This window comes from Candidatus Thermoplasmatota archaeon, assembly GCA_030018475.1.
Classification (GTDB): domain Archaea; phylum Thermoplasmatota; class JASEFT01; order JASEFT01; family JASEFT01; genus JASEFT01.
Window position 1 is genome coordinate 17,091 of sequence record JASEFT010000007.1, and the last position, 18,556, is coordinate 35,646.

Annotated in this window: 20 protein-coding genes; 12 read left to right on the forward strand and 8 right to left on the reverse strand. The window is 37.8% G+C overall.

Translation table 11 applies throughout. The features are described from left to right. Positions 1-2: 2 nt before the first annotated feature. Genes QMD21_02085 through purC form a run of 4 tightly spaced genes read right to left on the reverse strand, consistent with a single transcriptional unit; the run spans position 3 to position 4,842 of the window. The gene (locus tag QMD21_02085; protein ID MDI6855560.1) at positions 3-731 is read right to left on the reverse strand and encodes a class I SAM-dependent methyltransferase; all 729 of its coding nucleotides are present in this window, start codon (positions 729-731) and stop codon (positions 3-5) included. Next, positions 728-1,135 carry an arsenate reductase ArsC gene (locus QMD21_02090; GenBank protein MDI6855561.1) on the reverse strand — a complete coding sequence of 136 codons (408 nt, stop codon included), beginning with the start codon at positions 1,133-1,135 and terminating at the stop codon, positions 728-730. The genes QMD21_02085 and QMD21_02090 overlap by 4 nt, the downstream gene beginning before the upstream one ends. After that, the gene (locus tag QMD21_02095) at positions 1,135-3,894 is read right to left on the reverse strand and encodes a hypothetical protein (protein MDI6855562.1); all 2,760 of its coding nucleotides are present in this window, start codon (positions 3,892-3,894) and stop codon (positions 1,135-1,137) included. The genes QMD21_02090 and QMD21_02095 overlap by 1 nt, the downstream gene beginning before the upstream one ends. A 42-nt stretch (positions 3,895-3,936) precedes the next feature. After that, positions 3,937-4,842 carry a phosphoribosylaminoimidazolesuccinocarboxamide synthase gene (purC, locus tag QMD21_02100; protein MDI6855563.1) on the reverse strand — a complete coding sequence of 302 codons (906 nt, stop codon included), beginning with the start codon at positions 4,840-4,842 and terminating at the stop codon, positions 3,937-3,939. 57 nt (positions 4,843-4,899) lie between these two features. Here purC and QMD21_02105 point away from each other — a divergent pair, with 57 nt between their 5' ends. The 3 genes from QMD21_02105 to purE are packed head-to-tail and all read left to right on the forward strand — an operon-like array spanning position 4,900 to position 7,231. Further along, positions 4,900-5,985, forward strand: coding sequence for a formate--phosphoribosylaminoimidazolecarboxamide ligase (locus QMD21_02105; GenBank protein ID MDI6855564.1), 1,086 nt, complete (start codon positions 4,900-4,902; stop codon positions 5,983-5,985). 6 nt (positions 5,986-5,991) lie between these two features. Then, positions 5,992-6,762, forward strand: coding sequence for a nickel pincer cofactor biosynthesis protein LarB (larB, locus tag QMD21_02110; GenBank protein ID MDI6855565.1), 771 nt, complete (start codon positions 5,992-5,994; stop codon positions 6,760-6,762). A 1-nt stretch (position 6,763) separates the two neighbouring features. Then, positions 6,764-7,231, forward strand: a complete 468-nt coding sequence (purE, locus tag QMD21_02115) for a 5-(carboxyamino)imidazole ribonucleotide mutase (protein MDI6855566.1) — start codon at positions 6,764-6,766, stop codon at positions 7,229-7,231. On the opposite strand, the gene queA is transcribed toward purE, so the two are convergent. Next, positions 7,226-8,212, reverse strand: coding sequence for a tRNA preQ1(34) S-adenosylmethionine ribosyltransferase-isomerase QueA (gene queA / locus QMD21_02120; GenBank protein ID MDI6855567.1), 987 nt, complete (start codon positions 8,210-8,212; stop codon positions 7,226-7,228). The two genes, purE and queA, sit on opposite strands and share 6 nt — an antisense overlap. Positions 8,213-8,282: 70 nt before the next feature. On the opposite strand from queA, the gene QMD21_02125 reads away from it, so the two are divergent. After that, positions 8,283-9,416 carry an amidohydrolase family protein gene (locus QMD21_02125; GenBank protein MDI6855568.1) on the forward strand — a complete coding sequence of 378 codons (1,134 nt, stop codon included), beginning with the start codon at positions 8,283-8,285 and terminating at the stop codon, positions 9,414-9,416. Then, entirely contained in the window at positions 9,409-10,452 is a 1,044-nt protein-coding gene (locus QMD21_02130; protein MDI6855569.1) for an L-threonylcarbamoyladenylate synthase, read from the forward strand. The genes QMD21_02125 and QMD21_02130 overlap by 8 nt, the downstream gene beginning before the upstream one ends. Positions 10,453-10,460: 8 nt before the next feature. Here QMD21_02130 and QMD21_02135 read toward each other — a convergent pair whose 3' ends face one another. The 3 genes from QMD21_02135 to QMD21_02145 all read right to left on the reverse strand — a co-directional run bounded on the left by QMD21_02135 (position 10,461) and on the right by QMD21_02145 (position 11,725). Then, positions 10,461-11,084: a hypothetical protein gene (locus QMD21_02135; GenBank protein ID MDI6855570.1), complete on the reverse strand. Its 624-nt coding sequence runs from the start codon at positions 11,082-11,084 to the stop codon at positions 10,461-10,463. Positions 11,085-11,109: 25 nt separating this feature from the next. Then, a complete protein-coding gene (locus QMD21_02140; GenBank protein ID MDI6855571.1) occupies positions 11,110-11,331 on the reverse strand; it encodes a Na+/H+ antiporter subunit E in 222 nt (73 codons plus the stop codon). 103 nt (positions 11,332-11,434) lie between these two features. Further along, a complete protein-coding gene (locus QMD21_02145) occupies positions 11,435-11,725 on the reverse strand; it encodes a DUF1805 domain-containing protein (GenBank protein ID MDI6855572.1) in 291 nt (96 codons plus the stop codon). Positions 11,726-11,791: 66 nt separating this feature from the next. On the opposite strand from QMD21_02145, the gene ilvE reads away from it, so the two are divergent. The 7 genes from ilvE to QMD21_02180 form a co-directional block, all read left to right on the forward strand. After that, complete coding sequence (ilvE, locus tag QMD21_02150) at positions 11,792-12,655, forward strand: branched-chain-amino-acid transaminase (protein MDI6855573.1); 864 nt, start codon at positions 11,792-11,794, stop codon at positions 12,653-12,655. A gap of 45 nt (positions 12,656-12,700) precedes the next feature. Further along, positions 12,701-13,405: a hypothetical protein gene (locus tag QMD21_02155; protein ID MDI6855574.1), complete on the forward strand. Its 705-nt coding sequence runs from the start codon at positions 12,701-12,703 to the stop codon at positions 13,403-13,405. Between the two features lie 76 nt (positions 13,406-13,481). Continuing rightward, positions 13,482-14,762 carry a Glu-tRNA(Gln) amidotransferase subunit GatD gene (gene gatD / locus QMD21_02160; GenBank protein MDI6855575.1) on the forward strand — a complete coding sequence of 427 codons (1,281 nt, stop codon included), beginning with the start codon at positions 13,482-13,484 and terminating at the stop codon, positions 14,760-14,762. Further along, the gene (gene gatE, locus QMD21_02165) at positions 14,759-16,585 is read left to right on the forward strand and encodes a Glu-tRNA(Gln) amidotransferase subunit GatE (GenBank protein ID MDI6855576.1); all 1,827 of its coding nucleotides are present in this window, start codon (positions 14,759-14,761) and stop codon (positions 16,583-16,585) included. The genes gatD and gatE overlap by 4 nt, the downstream gene beginning before the upstream one ends. Positions 16,586-16,630: 45 nt before the next feature. After that, a complete protein-coding gene (locus tag QMD21_02170; GenBank protein ID MDI6855577.1) occupies positions 16,631-16,864 on the forward strand; it encodes a hypothetical protein in 234 nt (77 codons plus the stop codon). 89 nt (positions 16,865-16,953) lie between these two features. Further along, the gene (locus QMD21_02175; protein ID MDI6855578.1) at positions 16,954-18,150 is read left to right on the forward strand and encodes a methionine adenosyltransferase; all 1,197 of its coding nucleotides are present in this window, start codon (positions 16,954-16,956) and stop codon (positions 18,148-18,150) included. Next, on the forward strand, positions 18,147-18,556 hold a 410-nt coding region (locus QMD21_02180), incomplete at its 3' end, for a hypothetical protein (GenBank protein MDI6855579.1). The genes QMD21_02175 and QMD21_02180, both read left to right, overlap by 4 nt.

Sequence of the window (18,556 nt, forward strand, 5' to 3'; positions counted from 1 at the left end):
AACTAAATTTTTTCTATGATTGCAATATACGCTGCTTTTTTAGAATCTATGAACTTTCTAATTTTCCAACCTGTACCTTCAACTATTTTCCCCATCTCCTTTTTAGAAACTAATAGGTAGTCAAACCAATTTCCTATAAATTTTTCAAATCTTACTCTAATCCTTACTTGACCGCCCATTCGACCTCTTTTCCTGTTGAGCTTATGATATCTCAAGTGCGCAGGGTTATCGGTTTTGTATGGGTCAGTGGATTCAGCTACGATTAGCGCCTTATCCGAAGTTATTTTATAAAATTTTTTTAATAACCTTTTTGCACTTTTAAAATCGCCAAATAATCCAAAATTATTACCAAGCATGATTATTGTGTCAAATGAATTGGGTTTGAAATTTATATCTGTAATTGCCATTATCTTGGCTTTTTTCAACCCTCTGAGTTTGCAAACCCTAATTGCAAGAGGAGAACTATCAATTCCCAGAACACTCAATCCTTTCTTTTGAAGCCATAAAGAATGTCTTCCTACACCACAGCCGATATCTAAAACTCTACCTTTAACGTATTTTATTGCTTCCTTTTCGTGTGAGGGCCAATCTTTGTAATCAGAGAAATACACTTTAGGCCCGCTAGAAGATCCATTAATATACCCATCATCTCTTTCTATAATTTCAAAACTTCTTTTGCCTTTGTAATAATTCCATATTAGTTTGCCATAAACGTCCTTTGCAGCTATCATAGCGCTTTAGCCTCGAGGCTTGATATTAATTCTTTAACTTTTTCGTCAATCTTATCTCTGACTCTACGATAGAACTCTAAAGATTGCCCTCTCGGATCTTCAATATCCCAGTTAATTATTTTTTTGTTTGTCGGTATTAAATTGTAAAGACCTTTACTAGCTTCGCATAAAGTTATAACCAGATCGGCCCATTCTAAGTCCTTCTCAGTGAGAGCTTTAGACTTCTGCTTACTGATATCAATTCCTTTTTCTTTCATTACTAAAATTGCTTTCTGGGCAACAAACCCTGCAGGCTTTACACCCGCGCTTTTTGCCTTTAAGTTTAGAGAAGAGTTGTTAAGAAAGCCTTCGGCGAGCTGGCTACGCGCTGCGTTACCTTCGCATACAAATAATATTTTATTCATTATCCATCAAAATTTGGTGTGTAAGGGTTAAAAGCAGGGTCACCATGTACAAAAACAGCTTCGTAAGTGTCATCATTACATCCTCCGCCGTCAGTTCCTTGATCCTTTATAAAGAAATTCTTTGCAAGCATTAGGGCAGCGCCTACCGTGGTATTAGCTTGCTCTACTTTCACATAGCCTCCTTGGGATTTATCGTATAGGTACCCGCAAAGATGTCCGTAAAAGTGGTTCATCATCAGATTACCAATCACTTCCCCAGTAGCTGGGTCTGGCGTGAAGAAAAGGGAGCCCCACATATAGGTAGAGGCATCTACGTAACAGTTCATACCTGCGTGCAAGAAAGCATTAGAGATACAGTTGTAGGGTTGTAGGCCATCAAGTCTGCCTGTAACGCAGGAGGTGGCCCACATAGTAGAAGGACCAAAATTCATTAATTTAACATGCCTTACATCAAACGCGCTACCTGCGCCTATCTCGTAGAACGGGTCTCTCGGATCTGGGGTATCGAATTCTCTATCTCTGGGTGTAGGCACATACCAGTACCAGAACCCATGGACAAGAATAGAAATAAAATTACTACCTTCGTAAGCCAACGTAGCTTCCTGCCTTGCGCACTGCTGGTTATCTTTGTTATCTTGGTCTACGGTCATGCCAGCTTTTCGCCATGCCCCAGCTACTTTTGCCTGCGCAGGCTCTGTGCCAGGTGGATGCGCAGGATCTTTAGGCGAGCCAGCATCTGCAGACATGCCTAGTGCGTTGTTCTTCCATATATTACCCAACATCGGCGGTTTATTAACTGCAGCAGGATTGTAGATGCCTTCAGGAACTTGTATATTATCTATAATCTCTTTGTAGAAAAACGTTCTGGAAAGCAGTGCAGAGATATCTTGAGAATCAAAACCTGTTATTCTACCGTCGCAAAGTTCCAACCGAGGATATCTCCCATTTAGACCATAGGGTGGAAGATCAAGATCTGCATCTATATCAGAATAAATAATATCGCCTCTGACACCATAGCCTGCATACATATCATCTCCTAGTCGTTTGCTAGGATAGTAATAGTGTGGGATCATATCTGGATGTGCAAGAATACCCAGATAGGTGAAATCCCCATTTTGGTTTAGACCATGATAATATTCTGAGAGAGCAATAATATCTTCGTCGGTCTCAGTTGGCATACCTGCCATTCTTCCCAGCAAGTTGTTTAGCGCAGCTTTTACTTCCCCTACACGTTCATTCGTAGGCTCTATTAGTTCTGGGTTTGTGGTAGGCGTACTTGAATGCCATATTTCCACATACTTTTCATTCCAAATCATAAATTCTGGTTTTGCAAGCACTACGCCTTTTCTATAAGCAGTAAGATAACCTGCAAGTGAAGAAGCAGAATATAACCTTGGATAAATATAAGAATCAAGCTCTTCTACAGTCACAGAAAGGGTGCAGTCTGCTTTCCCTACCGGATTGACTAATGGAACTATATCATCATCTGAGGGGAGCCTGGCAAGTAGCTGGATACAATATTCTCCCACAGCGTTAAAGATAGGGGCTTCTGTGTAAAGATGTGAAACTCCTACTTTCGGCTCCCCATCCTCAGAGGGAAACGGGTATAGCGTGGGGTAGCCATAAGGCTGCTTTTCTAATTTCATAACTTCATACCCTACAGAGGAGCAAAAGTACATTATTTCGTTGTCTTCATCATCTAGGTAGCCATTATTGTTTGCATCGATTCCTAAGAATGCAATTACTCTCGCACCAGAGTCGTCGCCATACCTTTCTCCAGAAACGTCCATTTTTACGTCTATTTTAACGTTTGCGTATTTGTAAGTAATATTAAAGTACCATGCAGGTTGCCCCTCTAAATCAGTTGGTGGCACCCCCGGATGAGGTATTTTTGCAGTTGAGTGTAGGATCTCAAAAGTTACAGGAGACCACTCCGGCACATGTGTATCTAAAACCCTCGGTTTGCGGATATCTAAGGGATTTGTCATTGTGATGTAGCTAACCCTACTCGCTAACCTTTGCTCCACTACAGCAATAATCCAATCTTGTATCTCTTCTATGGTAGCGAATCGTTTCGTAAGCCCGTAGCCCCCCATTCTACCACATACTAGCGAATACCTTACCCCTAAGCCTTTAAGAACATTTGCAACTTTTTCATCTACAGCATCTGTTACAATCACGGGTATGTTCAGATAAGATGCTATTGGCATTGCTATAATTGCTTGATTGTATCCCTCTTGACTGCTCTCTATTAAGATAACGCCCTCACTCCTTATCCAGAAATGGCTTGCAACAGCGAGAGAGATATCTTTTACAGAGCCTCTAAAATACTTATCAACATTAATAGTAGCGGTAGTTGGCTCTTCCCATTCGCGCTCACTCGAAGAAAGTACCAGCGTATTGGCTTCAAATTCAAATTCACCGATAACTACAGCTACTTCAGCTCCATACAAGTTTAGAAACCTTACTACCGCTCTAGAATTATCTTCTGGATTTACAACAAGCAGTGGCGAGAGTTTCAGCTCTGTACCTTCGTAGTAAAGTGCCACTGACGTAGCTATCAGAGTAAAATATGGGGAGTGGTCAGAGACTATTGCTAGCATATTTTCTACCCTTCTTTCAGAACTAGATCTTAGCACGTCGTCCAAAGTTGCGATTCCAGTCTCGTAGCCTTTTATTCTCGTCCAGATGTAGTATGCAGTTGTTATAATAGCGACTGCAACTATTATCGCTATAACCTCTTTCAGTCTTTTGCTCATTTTTTTCACACTAGCATATACCTTCATTACATTATATTTTCTCTATCTGAGTTTTTCACCTGTTATTCTTTCGAACAAATCAATATAAAGCCTGCTCACCTTTTGAATAATCTCGCGAGGTAATGGCAGAATATCGGGCTCGGGCAGCCCTTTTTTTCTAGCGTCCATAAGCTTATCGTAATACCCTATCTTCCTATAATACTGCCTTACAAACTCTTTGCTGAGCTCAACAAATTTTCCTTCTTTATATTTCTCAGCATCCCAGAATCTGTCTTCGTCAGCAGTACCAAAAGTATCTATTACCATCAGCTCTCTATTTTCATCAAACGCAAACTCTTTTTTACCATCAACATGTATGAGACCTCTCTGCTCTACCTCCTCATTCATTTTTTCATCTATCTTCAAAAATATCTCTTTAATCTCATTGTATTCTTCTTTAGAAAGGCCTGACATTTTCAAAGCCTCTCTGAGCTCTAGCTCGCGATCTACCTTTTCCAGTTTCGTTGTTACTTCAAAAAAGGGTGTTGGCAATTTATCGCCATACTTTACCTCGTAATTTTTTTCAAATCCCAGACCCTCAGGCTTAATCTCTCCACTTTTTATCCTATCAAACAGAGAGCCTGCAACATAGTATCTACAAACAAATTCTAATGGAATCAGGTAGTTTTTGGAGCTGTTGCTTATTTTTTTATAATCCTTAATCACATCAACTCTTTTCACTCTAAGTCTGTTTGGCGCAATTAACTTAATAAAATGAGTTTTCATTCCCAGATTTTCTGCAACCCTAAACCAGTACGCGCTAGTTCTGCAAAGCGTCTCTCCTTTAAAAGGTATCTTGGAAGGTATTATTTTATCGAAAACTGAAATATTATCGGTAAATAAAAACTCAAGCTCTTTATCATCAACTTCGTATACTTCCTTAACTTTACCTTTCTTTATTAATCTCATCCACCTTAAAAAAGGGCAATAGAAAATATTAATACTTTCTAATGTATTTCTACAGAAATGGTAGTAAAAGAAGAAATAATTAAAAAGCTAAAAAATTACGATCAAGATAATATTACAATAGCTACTTTAGGTTCTCATTCTGCGCTAAATATTTTCAAAGGTGCTAAAGAAGAAGGTTTTAAAACAGTTTGTATTTGTAAAAAAGGTGATGAGATAGTTTACAAGAGTTTCCCTCTGGCTGATGAAATTATTTTAGTTAACGATTTTAAAGAGCTTTTAAACGATAATATTCAGAGAAGGCTACGCAAATTAAATACTATTCTTATACCACACGGCTCTTTTAATGCTTATATTAGCACTGAGGATATAAACGAAAAATTATATGTGCCTTTGTTCGGCAATCGCGAGCTATTAGATTGGGAAACTAACCGTGAAAAACAGAGGGATTGGCTAAAGAGGAGCGGCTTAAAAATACCTGACTATTTCAGCTCGCCTGAAGATATAAATAAACTGGTTATGGTTAAATTTCAAGGTGCTCGCGGCGGCAGAGGCTATTTCCTAACGCAATCAGCTATAGGATTTTATAGAAAAGGTAAAGAAATGATAGAGAGAGGCTTTCTTACAGATAAAGATTTAAAAGAAGCGCAAATTCAAGAATATATAATGGGAGTGAATATCTATCCTCTTTATTTTAGATCTGTTCTGAAGAACGAAGTTGAGTTTTTCGGTGTAGATAAAAGGTATGAGAGTTTCGCAGATAATATTGGAAGAATACCTGCGGATGAGCAAATACTGCTTACAATCAATCCAACTTATACTATTGTAGGCAATACTCCTGTTACTGTAAGGGAGTCTCTGCTGCCTGAGTTTATTAAAATGGGAAATGCGGTTGTAGAGCAATCTGAGAAAATAGCGAAGCCAGGTATTATAGGACCTTTCTGCTTAGAAACTGTGGTTACAGAAAATTTAGAAATTGTAACTTTTGAAATTTCTGCTAGAATAGTTGCAGGCGCAAACGTAGGTATAGGCACATCACCTTACACCTATCTAAAATATGGTGAAGGGATGTATATGGGCAGAAGAATAGCAATAGAAATAAAAGAAGCGATAAAATCAAATAGATTAGAAGAGATTGTAACATAGAAAAAAATGGCTGAGCTAAATCTTACTACAGAAGATGTGCTGAAAAAACTTGCAGAGAGGAAAATAACTATTAAGGAAGCTAAAAAACATCTTGCGGTACTTGCTATTGAGAAGATTAAAAATGCGTATTTAGATGTTCATAGAAAATATCGTACAGGGGTACCTGAAATAGTATACGGCGCGGGCAAAGAAGAGAAAGAAATTATAGAAGCTGTGAAAATATTACTGAGAAGGAATGATTATGCTTTGGTTACAAGATTGAATAATCCAGAGAGGTTCAAAAGCAAGCTTAAGGAATTCGATGTTGATTGTAATAGGAGAGCTAAAACATTACTCGTAAAGAAAAAGAGCTACAAATTTCCAAAAGTTGGACGAGTGGGTATTTTAGCAGCAGGTACTGTAGATGTATCTGTGGCTGAAGAGGCAAAGGTTGCTGCTGAGGTTATGGGCTGCGAAGTAATATCAGCTTATGATGTCGGAATTGCAGGTCTGCATCGTGTTATAGAACCTTTAAAAGAAATGCTCGAAAAAAACGTATCTGCTATTATAGTAGTAGCTGGCATGGAAGGCGCTTTGCCTTCTATTGTAGCAAGTCTTATAGATATTCCTGTGATAGGAGTACCAACATCTGTTGGTTATGGTGTTGGTGAAAAAGGTTTAGGAGCACTTACAACAATGCTACAGACATGCTCTCCCGGTTTAGCAGTTGTTAATATTGATAACGGTGTTGGGGCAGGTATATTTGCAGGATTAATTGCAAGAAAAGCAAGAGGTTAAAATGAGTGAAGTAATGATAATCCTGGGAAGCGCATCAGATAAAGAAATTGCAATTAAATGCACGGAGATATTGAAAAAATTTGGTATAGGTTATGAGGTTGCAGTAGCCTCTGCTCATCGTACCCCTGAAAGAGTAAAAGAAATAGTTGAGAAGAGCAATGCAAAAGTCTTTATTGCAATTGCAGGTTTAGCAGCTGCTTTACCAGGAGTTGTAGCTGCACATACTACAAAACCAGTAATTGGTGTTCCGGTTTCAGGTAAAGTGCCTCTTGCCTCTCTTCTCTCAATAGTGCAAATGCCTGCTGGTATACCAGTAGCTTGCGTTGGCGTAGATAATAGCGAAAACGCAGCGTTGCTAGCAGCTGAAATACTTGCACTTCAAAACGAAGAAATAAGTAAAAAATTAGTGCTCTATAGGCAAGAGCTGGAGAAGAAAGTGGAAGAATCTGCAAAATTAGAAAAATTATAGTATCAGCATTGCGTCCCCAAACGAATAGAATCTATATCCATTTTTTATTGCCTCTTTATAAGCTCTAAGAATTCTCTCCCTGCCTGCAAATGCGCAAGTAAGTAACAGAACGGTAGATTTAGGCAGGTGGAAGTTAGTGAGTAGAGCGCTGATACCAGACTTGAATTTATAACCCGGATAGATAAACAAATCGCTCCAGCCTTCGCAAGCTTGGAGCTTACCATTTTTATATGCGCTTTCCAGTGCTTTTATAACAGTAGTTCCCACAGCAACCAATTTCCCACTTGTACCATTAATGAGCTCCGCGTTTTCTTTAGTAACTCTAAACCATTCCTTTTCTAACTTATGCTGGGTAATATTTTCTGCCCTTATTGGCATAAACGTCCCGGGACCAATATGGAGGGTAATGTATGCAAGATTGCATTTTTTCTCTATTCTTTTTAATAATTCTTTAGTAAAATGTAGCCCTGAAGTTGGCGCTGCAACAGAGCCTTCGTGTTTTGCATAAACTGTGTTGTACCTACTTTGATCATTTAATTCTTTTTTAATATACGGTGGCAGAGGCATTCTACCAATTTTAGCTAGATCTAACTTCCGATTCAACTCAATAACAAATTCCCCTTCTGCAATTTGTTTTTCCACCCTCCCCACAATACAGTTCTCAAACCCTATTTCAAGACCAGCTCTAATCTTCTTCCCCTTAACCAGAGCTTTATATTTATTCGAGTTAAGCTTATCCAAAATCAAGAGCTCCACTTTACCACCAGTAGTTTTTTTACCAACAAGCTTTGCAGGAATTACTTTCGTATCATTCAGTACTAAAGTATCCCCCGAGTCAAGCTCATCAACAATATCGTAAAATATTCTATGCTTAGTCTTTTCTCTTCTTATTACCATTAATTTTGAATTATCTCTAGGCTCAACTGGCACTTGGGCAATAAGCTCTTTAGGTAAATAATAATCAAACTCTGAGAGTTTCATAGTAGATTATCCACTAACTAAAATATAAGGATAATTATTTATCTCAGATTGCTATTTTAAAGTTTGCAAGATGAAAATTTACAATGCGAAAATATTGTACGGCGAAGATTTTGAACTGATAGAAGGTTCTCTAGAAATTAAAAACGGCTCTATATCCAGGATTAGGGAAGGCAACGCTACAGGAGACTTTAACGCTAAAGGCTCAATTATTATACCTAGTTTCATTAATGCTCATGTGCACTTGCTCGATGCACTTGGAAAAGACTTGTGGTATGGTAAAACTCTAGATGAACTTGTACGCCCTCCTAACAGCTTGAAGCACAAATTACTAAAGAAGCCTGAGTCAAAAATAAAATCAGCTGCTAGCGCTGCGGTTAAAGAAATGCTTATGAGTGGCACTACTTATTATTGCGAGTTTTCTAATATTCCTAAAATATCAACTGAAATTTTGAAAATCTCAAGAATGGATGGTAAAATTTTGTACGAGCCTATAGAAGTTATGGACGACAATGAGGTATGGGAAAATATTCTAGATAATGCGCTTGTAAAAAATATATTGAAAGTCGCAAGTGAATGCGAGGGTCTAGGAATAAGCGGTGTGTGCGAGTTTTCTGATGCTATACTTCAAAAACTTGCTTCGCTATCAAAATATTTTGCACTCCACGCTGCAGAGCATAAAATTTCGCAAGAGCGCTCTATCAGACAAACTGGCAGAACGGAAATTGAGCGCGCGGTTAAAATAAAACCTAAATTTCTTGTACATCTCACCCATCCTTTAAAAAACGATTTAACCCTTCTCGAAAAAAACAAAATACCAGTTATATGCTGTCCTAGAGCGAACGCAGTTTTAAATGTTGGCTCTCCACCAATACCGCAACTGTTGAGAAACAAAGTTTTAGTTGCGTTAGGCACAGATAACGTTATGCTGACCTCGCCAGACATTCTCAGAGAGCTTGAGTTTGTAGCAAAACTCTGGCCAGAGCTTGAGCCCCGAACTATCCTTAAACTTGTTACTGTTAATCCTGCTAAAATTTTCGGACTCAATAAAGGAGTAGCACAAGAAGGCAAAGACGCAGATTTGATTTTATTAAAACCTTTAGAGAACCTCGAATATTCTCACGATATTGTTGCGTCAATAATTCATCGCGCTACTCAAAGAAATATATGGAAAGTGTATTATAAAGGAAGAGCGATATATGGCTAAAAAAACCATTGTACTGAAAATCACTCCTAAAAAAATAGAGCTTAACAAAATAAAAAAAGCTGCAGAGATTATTAAAAAAGGTGGCATAGTTGCTTTTCCTACAGAAACAGTCTATGGCTTGGGTGCAAATGCTTTAAACGCCAAAGCGGTCTTGAAAATATTTAGAGCGAAGAAAAGGCCTGCAGATAATCCTATAATAGTGCACGTATACAACAAAGAGGATATTTATAGACTCGCTAAACACGTGCCTAAAGAGGCAGAAAAATTAATTTCTAAATTTTGGCCAGGACCACTAACACTTCTACTGAAAAAATCCAAAATAGTACCATATACAACAACAGGAGGTTTAGATACTGTATGCATCAGAATGCCCTCTCACGCTATTGCGCAAGCTTTAATTAAAGAATCAAAAACGCCTATTGCAGCTCCTTCAGCTAATCTCGCAGGTAGGCCAAGTCCTACAACTGCAGAGCATGTGTTAGAAGATTTAAATGGAAAAATAGATGCAATTATAGATGGCGGTAGAACGAAAGTAGGTTTAGAGTCTACAGTTCTAGATTTAACCTCCGAGGTGCCTACAGTGCTACGACCTGGTGGCGTTAGTCTAGAAGAGTTGGAAAATGTTTTAGGTGCTGTTAAATTGCATAGACTTGCTAAAGCAGAATATGAGATAGAGAGCGCTGTCGCTTTATCGCCAGGTATGAAATATCGCCATTATGCACCTAAAGCTAAGATGATATTAGTTGAAGGTAGTAAAGAAAAAATTATTAAAAAAACTCAGCAGATTGCTGAAGAATACAGTGATAAAAAAGTAGGAGTCCTTTCTTTCAGTGGCTATGAATATAAAGTTGCTATTACTAAATTTTTAGGAAAGGATTTGAAAGAAGCGGCTAGAAAATTATTCACTACGCTTAGAGAATTTGATATTGAAAATGTAGATATGATAATTGCGGAAGGCTGTGGTACGAAAGGTATAGGGCTTGCGATAATGAACCGATTGAGAAAGGCTTGCGGATATAATATTATAAGGGTGTAATCTCATGATTAAACAAAGATTCTAAAAATTACTGCAATAACAGCTAACGACAAAACAATAAAGAGGCTCGCTGAGTTAAGATCAACCATTATTTTATTTCTAATTTTTGTAAGCAAATCCGATTTTACTATACTCCATTTCAAGAGCAAAATACCAAAAACAATGATTAACAGTTCCATAATAAGTACCTCTAGTACTAACAACCTAGAAAAATCAAATGTAATCTCAAATTGTGTAGCATTTGCAGCAGGTAGTATAAAATAGCCCAATAAAAGATTAGGCATTATTCCGAGCACAGTACATAAACTTGCTAGAACGAGCATGGGTAGTCGCATTGACAAAGGGACTTCCCTGACTGCTTTTGCGTTTTCAAACTTAATAAACGAATAATAAATAATCTTCAAAAACGACGCTACTGTGCCAATAGTAGCTATAATTAAGATGAATTTTAATACCGGATAAGCATCTACAGAAGAGAATAAACTCGATATTAGTGCTAGTTCTAGGTCGGATTCTAAACTTATTTTTACTTTTACGATTTTAGGGCCAATTCTTAGCGATATCGCTTGATACATTAAAAGGCAGTTTGCATAAATCACTCTCGCTATAGTTGTAAAAACTATCCCTACCAAATGCTCTACTGCAAAGAAATATTCTTTAAATGGTTTTCCGCCTCTCCTTTACTTCAGTTATTACTAACTTTCTGGTGGCTATAATTATCGCAGCAGAAACAAGCAACCCTACAGTTAATGAAAGGTACGAAAAATCGGACGTTAGAAGAATCCAGAAAACGAACAATGCTAAAATACCTGCTGTATATCTCTCTCTCTTGTAGACTTCTACGTATTTCTCGCCCTTCGCAACAATCTCATTTCCCATTGTACTAGCAATAGTTTCTGCTCATTATAAAACTACTGTGGAGTAGGGCACTCGAAAATTTTAGGAATGAAATTGGAGGCGAAGAGATTGATAAAATAAAGCTCTAGCCCATCATTTTTTCCAAGACTTCTCTGCACATCATACCTTCTTTTATTCCAAGCATCGTTGCATTCTCAGAAATTTCAACTACCTTAGCACTCAGCATACCCTCAAAACTCTTCACCCCTGTAACTTTCACAGCTATATCTCCAAGTTTATTTGCAGTTTTCATGTCCAAATATCCGCACATTGCAAATCCTTTCTCCGCTTTGATTAGAATCAAAGGCGCCACTCCAAGTTCTATCTTCACGCCCAGCGCAGTACCTGTTTTTAATTTAATCAGCTCCGTACAAATCATAAAAAACAGAATCGTTTACTAAATGAAAAGATTTATGTTCGGTTATTTCCTTTTTTTGTCTCAATGACTGTCATATACATAAATGACGAATTTCTACCCGAAGAGCAGGCAAAAATTTCTGTTTATGATCACGGCTTGCTCTATGGAGACGGTGTTTTCGAAGGTATAAGAGCTTATAATAAAAGAATATTCAAGCTTGAAGAGCATGTTGATAGACTTTACGAATCTTCAAATGCTATTGATTTGAAAATACCAATGTCAAGGCAGGAGCTCTGCCGGAAAATAATAGAAACATGTAGGAAGAACGAGGTTAAAGATGGCTATATAAGAGTTGTTGTAACTCGCGGCGTTGGCGATTTAGGCTTGGACCCTAGAAAATGCAAAGCTCCAACTATAATAATAATTGCAAAATCAATTGCACTCTATCCGCATAAAGAAGGCTTGACAATGATAACAACTACTATTAGGAGGACACCTCCACAATCACTCAGTCCAAATATAAAATCTCTTAATTATCTAAATAATATACTTGCTAGAATAGAAGCGAACCATGCAGGCGCAGATGAAGCGCTATTCCTTGATACTGATGGCTATGTGAGCGAGGCAAGCGCTGACAATATCTTCTATGTTAAAGGTAATTTAGTCACAACTCCTCCAACAGCAACTAATCTTAAAGGCATAACAAGAGCTACAGTATTAGAGCTTGCAAAAGAGCTTGGCTACGATACGAGAGTGACGCTATTCACGCTATTCGATATTTACAATGCGGATGAGGTTTTCCTTACAGGTACTGCAGCAGAAATAGAGGCTGTGATTAAAATTGATGGCAGAATAATTGGCGAAGGTAAGCCCGGAAAGGTTACAAAGCATCTTATTCAATCTTATAGAGAGCTGGTGAATTCTACAGGAACGCCTATCTACGAATAATTTGAATTTGTGGCTCGTGGCACTACATAAACTTCCGGCATATTTATGAAAATTGAAATTTCACTTGCAGATCTTGAACGAGTGTATGGAAAATATTGGTGGCGTAAGGATCAAGAAGAGCTTTATAACGAGCTTTGTAGAGAGCCTTTTAAATTGCTAGTTTTTACAATACTATCTCAAAACACTTCTAGCGAGAATACTTACAGAGCTTATAAAGGATTGAGTTCTAAGTTTTCAATAGATAGTGCGACTTTAGCTAAAGCTTCTGAGAAAGAGTTAGCAAAATGTATTAAAGCTGGTGGATTGCATAATATTAAAGCAGAGAGAATAAAAGCATGCTCTCAGTACATACTGAATGAGCTTAATGCTGAGTTATCGGAAATTCTCAAACTACCTGTTGATAAAGCTCGTGAAGAACTTCAAAAAATACCAGGCGTAGGCTCTAAAACTGCAGACGTGCTCTTGAGCAATGTTTATACTTCTAAAGAAGCGCTTGTTATAGATACTCATATGAGAAGACTAGCGCTAAGAGTGGGACTTGTTGAAAAGAGCGCAAGCTATGAAAAGATACAGAAAGCGTTAACAGATTCTATACCTTGGAATTCAATACCAAAAGAAAAGCATGAGCGCTACGTGGGCTTACTATGGCTACTCGCCAAACACACTTGCGGAGCTATAAAACCTAAATGTGGCGATTGTAGCTTAAGAAATATGTGCAAGTATGCCTCTAGAGTCGTGCGTGTTTTGTAGGGCGAAATTTGTAGTGGCAAGCTGCAACAGATTGCAAAATTTATAATGTTATAAAGGTTGAAATTTATTTATGTCTATGAGCTACAAAGGAATAGCTAAAAAAGTTCTAGAATTAGCGAAAGCCCACGAGGGCGACGAAATTGAAGTAATAAAAGAAAAGAGCCTTATCGGTATTTTAATGCCTAGGCATGAGTTTAGCGCTGAGAATATAATTACTTTGAAATTACCAAATGGCTACAATATAGGAGTGGAAATTGATAGTGGAACTAAAATAAAGATGATAAAGGAGCGTGAGAAAAAAAAGCCACCACTTAAATCACCTCCTTTAGCTACTGATAAATTAACAATTTCATTACTTTCTACAGGGGGTACAATTGCAAGCTATGTGGATTATCGCACTGGCGCTGTAAAGCCTGCGCTAACAGCTCAAGAACTTGCTTTTGCAGTGCCTGAGCTGACAGAGCTTTACAATATAAGAGCAAAAGTTCTTTTTAGTATTTTCAGTGAAGATATGTGCCCGTTGCATTGGAAAAAGCTAGCCAAAGAAGTAGCAAAAGAACTTAGCGAAGGTAGCGATGCAGTGATTATACCTCACGGTACCGATACTCTTCATTACACCTCAGCAGCTCTATCTTTCATGCTAAGAAATTTGCCCTCGCCAGTCATTTTAGTAGGCTCGCAGAGGAGTAGCGATAGACCGTCTAGCGATGCGGTACTCAATCTTCTAGGAGCAGCGAGACTAGCAACTACAGATCTGGGCGAAGTTGTAGTTGTAATGCACGGCAGTAGGAGCGACGATTTCTTGCTGGTCCATCGAGGTACTAAAGTAAGGAAAATGCATACAAGTGCCAGAGATGCGTTTAAATCGATAAATTGCCAGCCACTTGCAAAAATACAAAATAATGATGTAAAATTTCTTCAGGAATATACTAAAAGGAGCTCAGGTAAATTAGAAATTAACACTAAACTCGAAGAGAGGGTAGCTTTCGTCTATTTCTATCCAGGAATGAGTGAAGAGTATTTTGAGTACTTAGCTAAAAATAACAAAGGCTTAGTGATTGCAGGTACTGGATTGGGACATGTTTCTGGAGAGCTGCTTTCTACAATAAAAAAATATTCTTTCAAAATACCAATTGTTATGAGCTCTCAATGCTTAGCTGGTAGAGTGAATATGAATGTATATTCCAGGGGCAGAGACCTTTTAGGAGCTAATGTAATTGCTGCTGAGGATATGCTGCCTGAAGTAGCCTATATAAAGTTAATGCTCGTACTTGGCAAGACCAAAAAAATGGCTAGAATAAAAGAGCTAATGCAGAAAAATTATGCCGGAGAAATATCTGAAAGGAGAGAGCTATGATAGATTATGAGAAATTAGAGCTTAAAGTAGGGCTTGAAATTCACCAGCAATTAGATACAAAAAAATTATTTTGTTCATGTAGCTCTGAACTTTACGATAATTATAATTACGAAATAGTGCGCATGCTAAGGCCAACGCAGTCAGAGCTTGGCGAGGTAGATAAAGCTGCAATTGAAGAAGCCAAAAAAAAGCTTAGATTTAAATATCAAATCACAGACAATACATGTCTTGTAGAACTGGATGAAGAGCCACCGCAAGAGCCTAATCAAGAAGCAATTGAAATTGCACTTACTATTGCAAAAATTCTTAAAAGCGAAATTATAGATGAAATAAATTTCATGAGGAAGATAGTTATTGATGGAAGCAATACCGCGGGATTTCAGCGCACTGCTTTAATAGCGACTGGTGGAGAAATTAAAGGTATAAAAATTCAAACTATTTGTTTAGAAGAAGATGCAGCTAGAAAAATTAGTGAAGAAGAAAAATTCGTTGTTTATAGATTAGATAGACTCGGCATACCTCTTATAGAAATTGCAACTTCGCCACAAATTACAACACCAGAAAAAGTTAAAGAGACAGCTGAGAATATAGGGCTTTTGCTTAGAGCTACTAAAGTCAAGCGTGGGTTAGGCACAATAAGGCAGGATTTGAATATTTCTATAAAAGGTGGCGCCAGAGCAGAGATAAAAGGTGTGCAAGAGCTAAGCTCAATACCCGAGGTTATAGAGAATGAGGTAAAGCGTCAGTTAAAACTTATAGAAATAAAAGAAGAACTTGCAAAAAGAAATGTTGAGCTCAAAGGCGAAGTCTGCCAAGTTACTGACATCTTCAAAGCCACTAAATGCAAAATATTTCAGAATAAAGCTATCTGGGGAGTTAAATTGGAAGGTTTATCAAACTTGTTGGGCGCTAAGGAAGTGAGGCTGGGAAGAGAGCTCGCTTGTAGAGTGAAACATCTGGTAAAAGGCATAATACACTCAGATGAAGAGCTCTCAAGCTACGGTATCTCAGAAGAAGAGCAGAGTGCTGTAAGAACTAAAATTGGTATTCTCGAAAAAGACGCCTTCGTGCTAATCGCTGGGGAAGAGAAAGTTGCAAAGCAAGCTATTGCAGAAATTCTAAAAAGGGCAAGAGAGTGTTTAAGGCAAGTGCCTGAAGAGGTTAGAAGAGCTTTGCCTGATAATACAACTGAGTACATGCGCCCTATGCCAGGAGAAGCCAGAATGTATCCGGAAACTGACATAAAGCCAATTATTACTAAAGAATATATAAAGAAACTCAAAATCCCAGAATTACCAGAAAATAAAATAAAAAGATTTTGCAAAGAATATAAAATTAGTGAGGAGCAGGCTAGGCAGTTGGTTTATCAAGGCTACGATGAACAATATGAAAAATTTGTTAAGCTCTACAAACGCAGTGTTATAGCGAGAACATTCTTAAGTACTATTCCTGAACTTGCAGCTCAAGGCTTAGATATTAACAAGATCACAGAAGATTTTTTGCAAAGTGTATTCGAAGCTCTGGCGCAGAAAAAATTTGCAAAAGAGGCTGTACCTCAAATTATGGCATGCATGCTGAAAGAGGATCTAACTCTTGAGAAAGCTATTGAGAGAACAGGCTTGGCAGCAATATCGCAAAAAGAGCTTGTGAAAATAATCAATGATATTTTAAGCTCTAAAAAAGAGTTGATTAGGCAAGGTGATAAAGCATTTGCACCACTAATGGGACTGGTTATGGAAAAAGTTAGAGGTAGAATAGATGGCAAGCTTGTAGCTCGAATATTAAAAAGCAAGCTAACTACTATTATTAAAGCTTATCGATAGTATTTTTAATACATAAAGTTATATCTTCTTCTCGGTGATAAAAATATGGCTGAAAAAGTTGCTAAAGCAGGTGTAAAAAAAGAGGAAGGCTATCTTTACTTTGTAGACAAAGCTGGAGATGTGAGCAGAGCCAAAATGGCAAGAGCTGGCGAAAGAGGCGGTAAGCCTGAAAAAGTAGCAAAGTGTGGTGTAAAGAAAGAGCCTGGGTATTTGTATTTTGTTGATAAATCTGGCGATATATCAAGAGCCAAAATGGCTAGAGGTAGAAAGAAAAAATAATTTATCTTTTATTTTTTTAAAAGCGAAAAATTTAATCTTTTATCAGTACCTTAGTCCTTTTACTTTAATTTAAAAAGGTGCAGCAAGAAATGGAAAGGAATATTTTCATTGAAGAGCTGAAGCACACGCCTATTGAGGAACAGGAGACTGAGTTTGTAGAACGCAAAGGGTTAGGGCATCCTGACAGTATTGCAGATGCGCTTGCAGAAAATGTAGCTAGAAATTTAGCTAGAGAATATCTAAAAAGATTCGGTAGAATTTTGCATTTTAATACAGACGAAGTACAAATAGTTGGAGGTTTATCAGCGCCTAAATTTGGCGGAGGAGGCATGGTCTGGCCTATCTATATACTGCTTGTAGGAAGAGCCACTACAGATGTTGGCGGCGAAAAATTGCCAGTAGGCTCTATTGCAATTAACTCCTCAAAAACATATCTTAAAAAAACGTTCAAGCATCTTGATGTCTATTCAGATGTAATTCTGGATAGTAAAATTTCTATGGGCTCAGTTGAGCTAAGAAAAGTTTTTGAAAGTGAAGTTAGACTTGCAAACGATACCTCTTTTGGAGTAGGCTATGCGCCGATGAGCGAAACTGAGAAATTAGTTTATCACACAGAGAAATTAATTAACGGGAAGCTCAAAAAAACTATGCCTGAGCTCGGCGAAGATGTTAAGGTAATGGGCACAAGGAAAAAGGATTTAATCAATTTAACTATAGCTGTAGCAATGGTTGGTAAAAAAATACCTGATTTGGATCATTATATAAGCAGCGTGAAAGAGCTTAAGGAAATAATTCTAGACAATGCGCTGAAATATACTGATAGAGATGTAAGTGTAGATATAAACACTGCAGATAACTACAAAAAAAACATTGTCTATCTCACGGTCACAGGCTTGAGCATGGAGAACGGCGATGATGGTAGCGTTGGTAGAGGCAATCGAGTTAATGGAGTAATAGCGCCACACAGACCAATGAGTATGGAAGCACATGCAGGTAAAAACCCAGTTACGCATGTAGGCAAACTCTATAATATATTGGCATTTAGAATTGCAGAAGATATATTAAAATTGAGCAACGATATAAAAGAAGCGCATGTGCGCATTGTATCTCAGATAGGCAAGCCTATAGACGAGCCGAATGGATGCTCAATTCAGCTGATAATGGAGGAAGGCAGTAAAATACACGGTATAAAAAACGAAGCTTCGGAAGTTGCAAACGAGCATTTAGCCAATATTTACAAGCTCACCGACTTAATAGTTCAAGATAAAATACCTGTGTTCTTATGAAAGGCGCTCTGCCAAAATTTACAAACGTTCATTTATGGAAAACTTTGCGCGAGATTTACTTGACGCAAACAATTGGCAGGAAAAGGTTAGCTTCGCAAGTAGGTGTTGGAGAAGGTACTATAAGAACAATTCTGAAATATTTTAAGGCTAAAGATTTTGTTGTGATTGAGCAAGTAGGTATAAAGTTGAGTGAGAAAGGAAAAAAAATTTTTGAAAAATATAGATTGCAAACTACAGCATTAGAAAAGTCAGGACTTACGGTTGGAAAATATAACTGTGCAGTTATTGTGAAAAACAAAGCTTCTAAAATAAAGCTTGGAATTGAGCAGCGCGATGAGGCAATTAAAGCTGGTGCAACAGGCACAACTACCCTGGTTTATAAAAATAACGTCCTATCATTTCCAGG

Bases quoted from the DNA above. Each gene is read 5' to 3' on its own strand.
- QMD21_02105 (MDI6855564.1), top strand. From the start codon at position 4,900: ATGGTAGTAAAAGAAGAAATAATTAAAAAGCTAAAAAATTACGATCAA.
- queA (MDI6855567.1), bottom strand. From the start codon at position 8,212: ATGAAACTCTCAGAGTTTGATTATTATTTACCTAAAGAGCTTATTGCC.
- QMD21_02095 (MDI6855562.1), bottom strand. From the start codon at position 3,894: ATGAGCAAAAGACTGAAAGAGGTTATAGCGATAATAGTTGCAGTCGCT.
- gatE (MDI6855576.1), top strand. From the start codon at position 14,759: ATGATAGATTATGAGAAATTAGAGCTTAAAGTAGGGCTTGAAATTCAC.
- QMD21_02130 (MDI6855569.1), top strand. From the start codon at position 9,409: ATGGCTAAAAAAACCATTGTACTGAAAATCACTCCTAAAAAAATAGAG.
- purE (MDI6855566.1), top strand. From the start codon at position 6,764: ATGAGTGAAGTAATGATAATCCTGGGAAGCGCATCAGATAAAGAAATT.
- gatD (MDI6855575.1), top strand. From the start codon at position 13,482: ATGAGCTACAAAGGAATAGCTAAAAAAGTTCTAGAATTAGCGAAAGCC.
- QMD21_02140 (MDI6855571.1), bottom strand. From the start codon at position 11,331: ATGGGAAATGAGATTGTTGCGAAGGGCGAGAAATACGTAGAAGTCTAC.
- ilvE (MDI6855573.1), top strand. From the start codon at position 11,792: ATGACTGTCATATACATAAATGACGAATTTCTACCCGAAGAGCAGGCA.
- larB (MDI6855565.1), top strand. From the start codon at position 5,992: ATGGCTGAGCTAAATCTTACTACAGAAGATGTGCTGAAAAAACTTGCA.
- QMD21_02090 (MDI6855561.1), bottom strand. From the start codon at position 1,135: ATGAATAAAATATTATTTGTATGCGAAGGTAACGCAGCGCGTAGCCAG.
- purC (MDI6855563.1), bottom strand. From the start codon at position 4,842: ATGAGATTAATAAAGAAAGGTAAAGTTAAGGAAGTATACGAAGTTGAT.
- QMD21_02125 (MDI6855568.1), top strand. From the start codon at position 8,283: ATGAAAATTTACAATGCGAAAATATTGTACGGCGAAGATTTTGAACTG.
- QMD21_02175 (MDI6855578.1), top strand. From the start codon at position 16,954: ATGGAAAGGAATATTTTCATTGAAGAGCTGAAGCACACGCCTATTGAG.
- QMD21_02155 (MDI6855574.1), top strand. From the start codon at position 12,701: ATGAAAATTGAAATTTCACTTGCAGATCTTGAACGAGTGTATGGAAAA.
- QMD21_02085 (MDI6855560.1), bottom strand. From the start codon at position 731: ATGATAGCTGCAAAGGACGTTTATGGCAAACTAATATGGAATTATTAC.
- QMD21_02170 (MDI6855577.1), top strand. From the start codon at position 16,631: ATGGCTGAAAAAGTTGCTAAAGCAGGTGTAAAAAAAGAGGAAGGCTAT.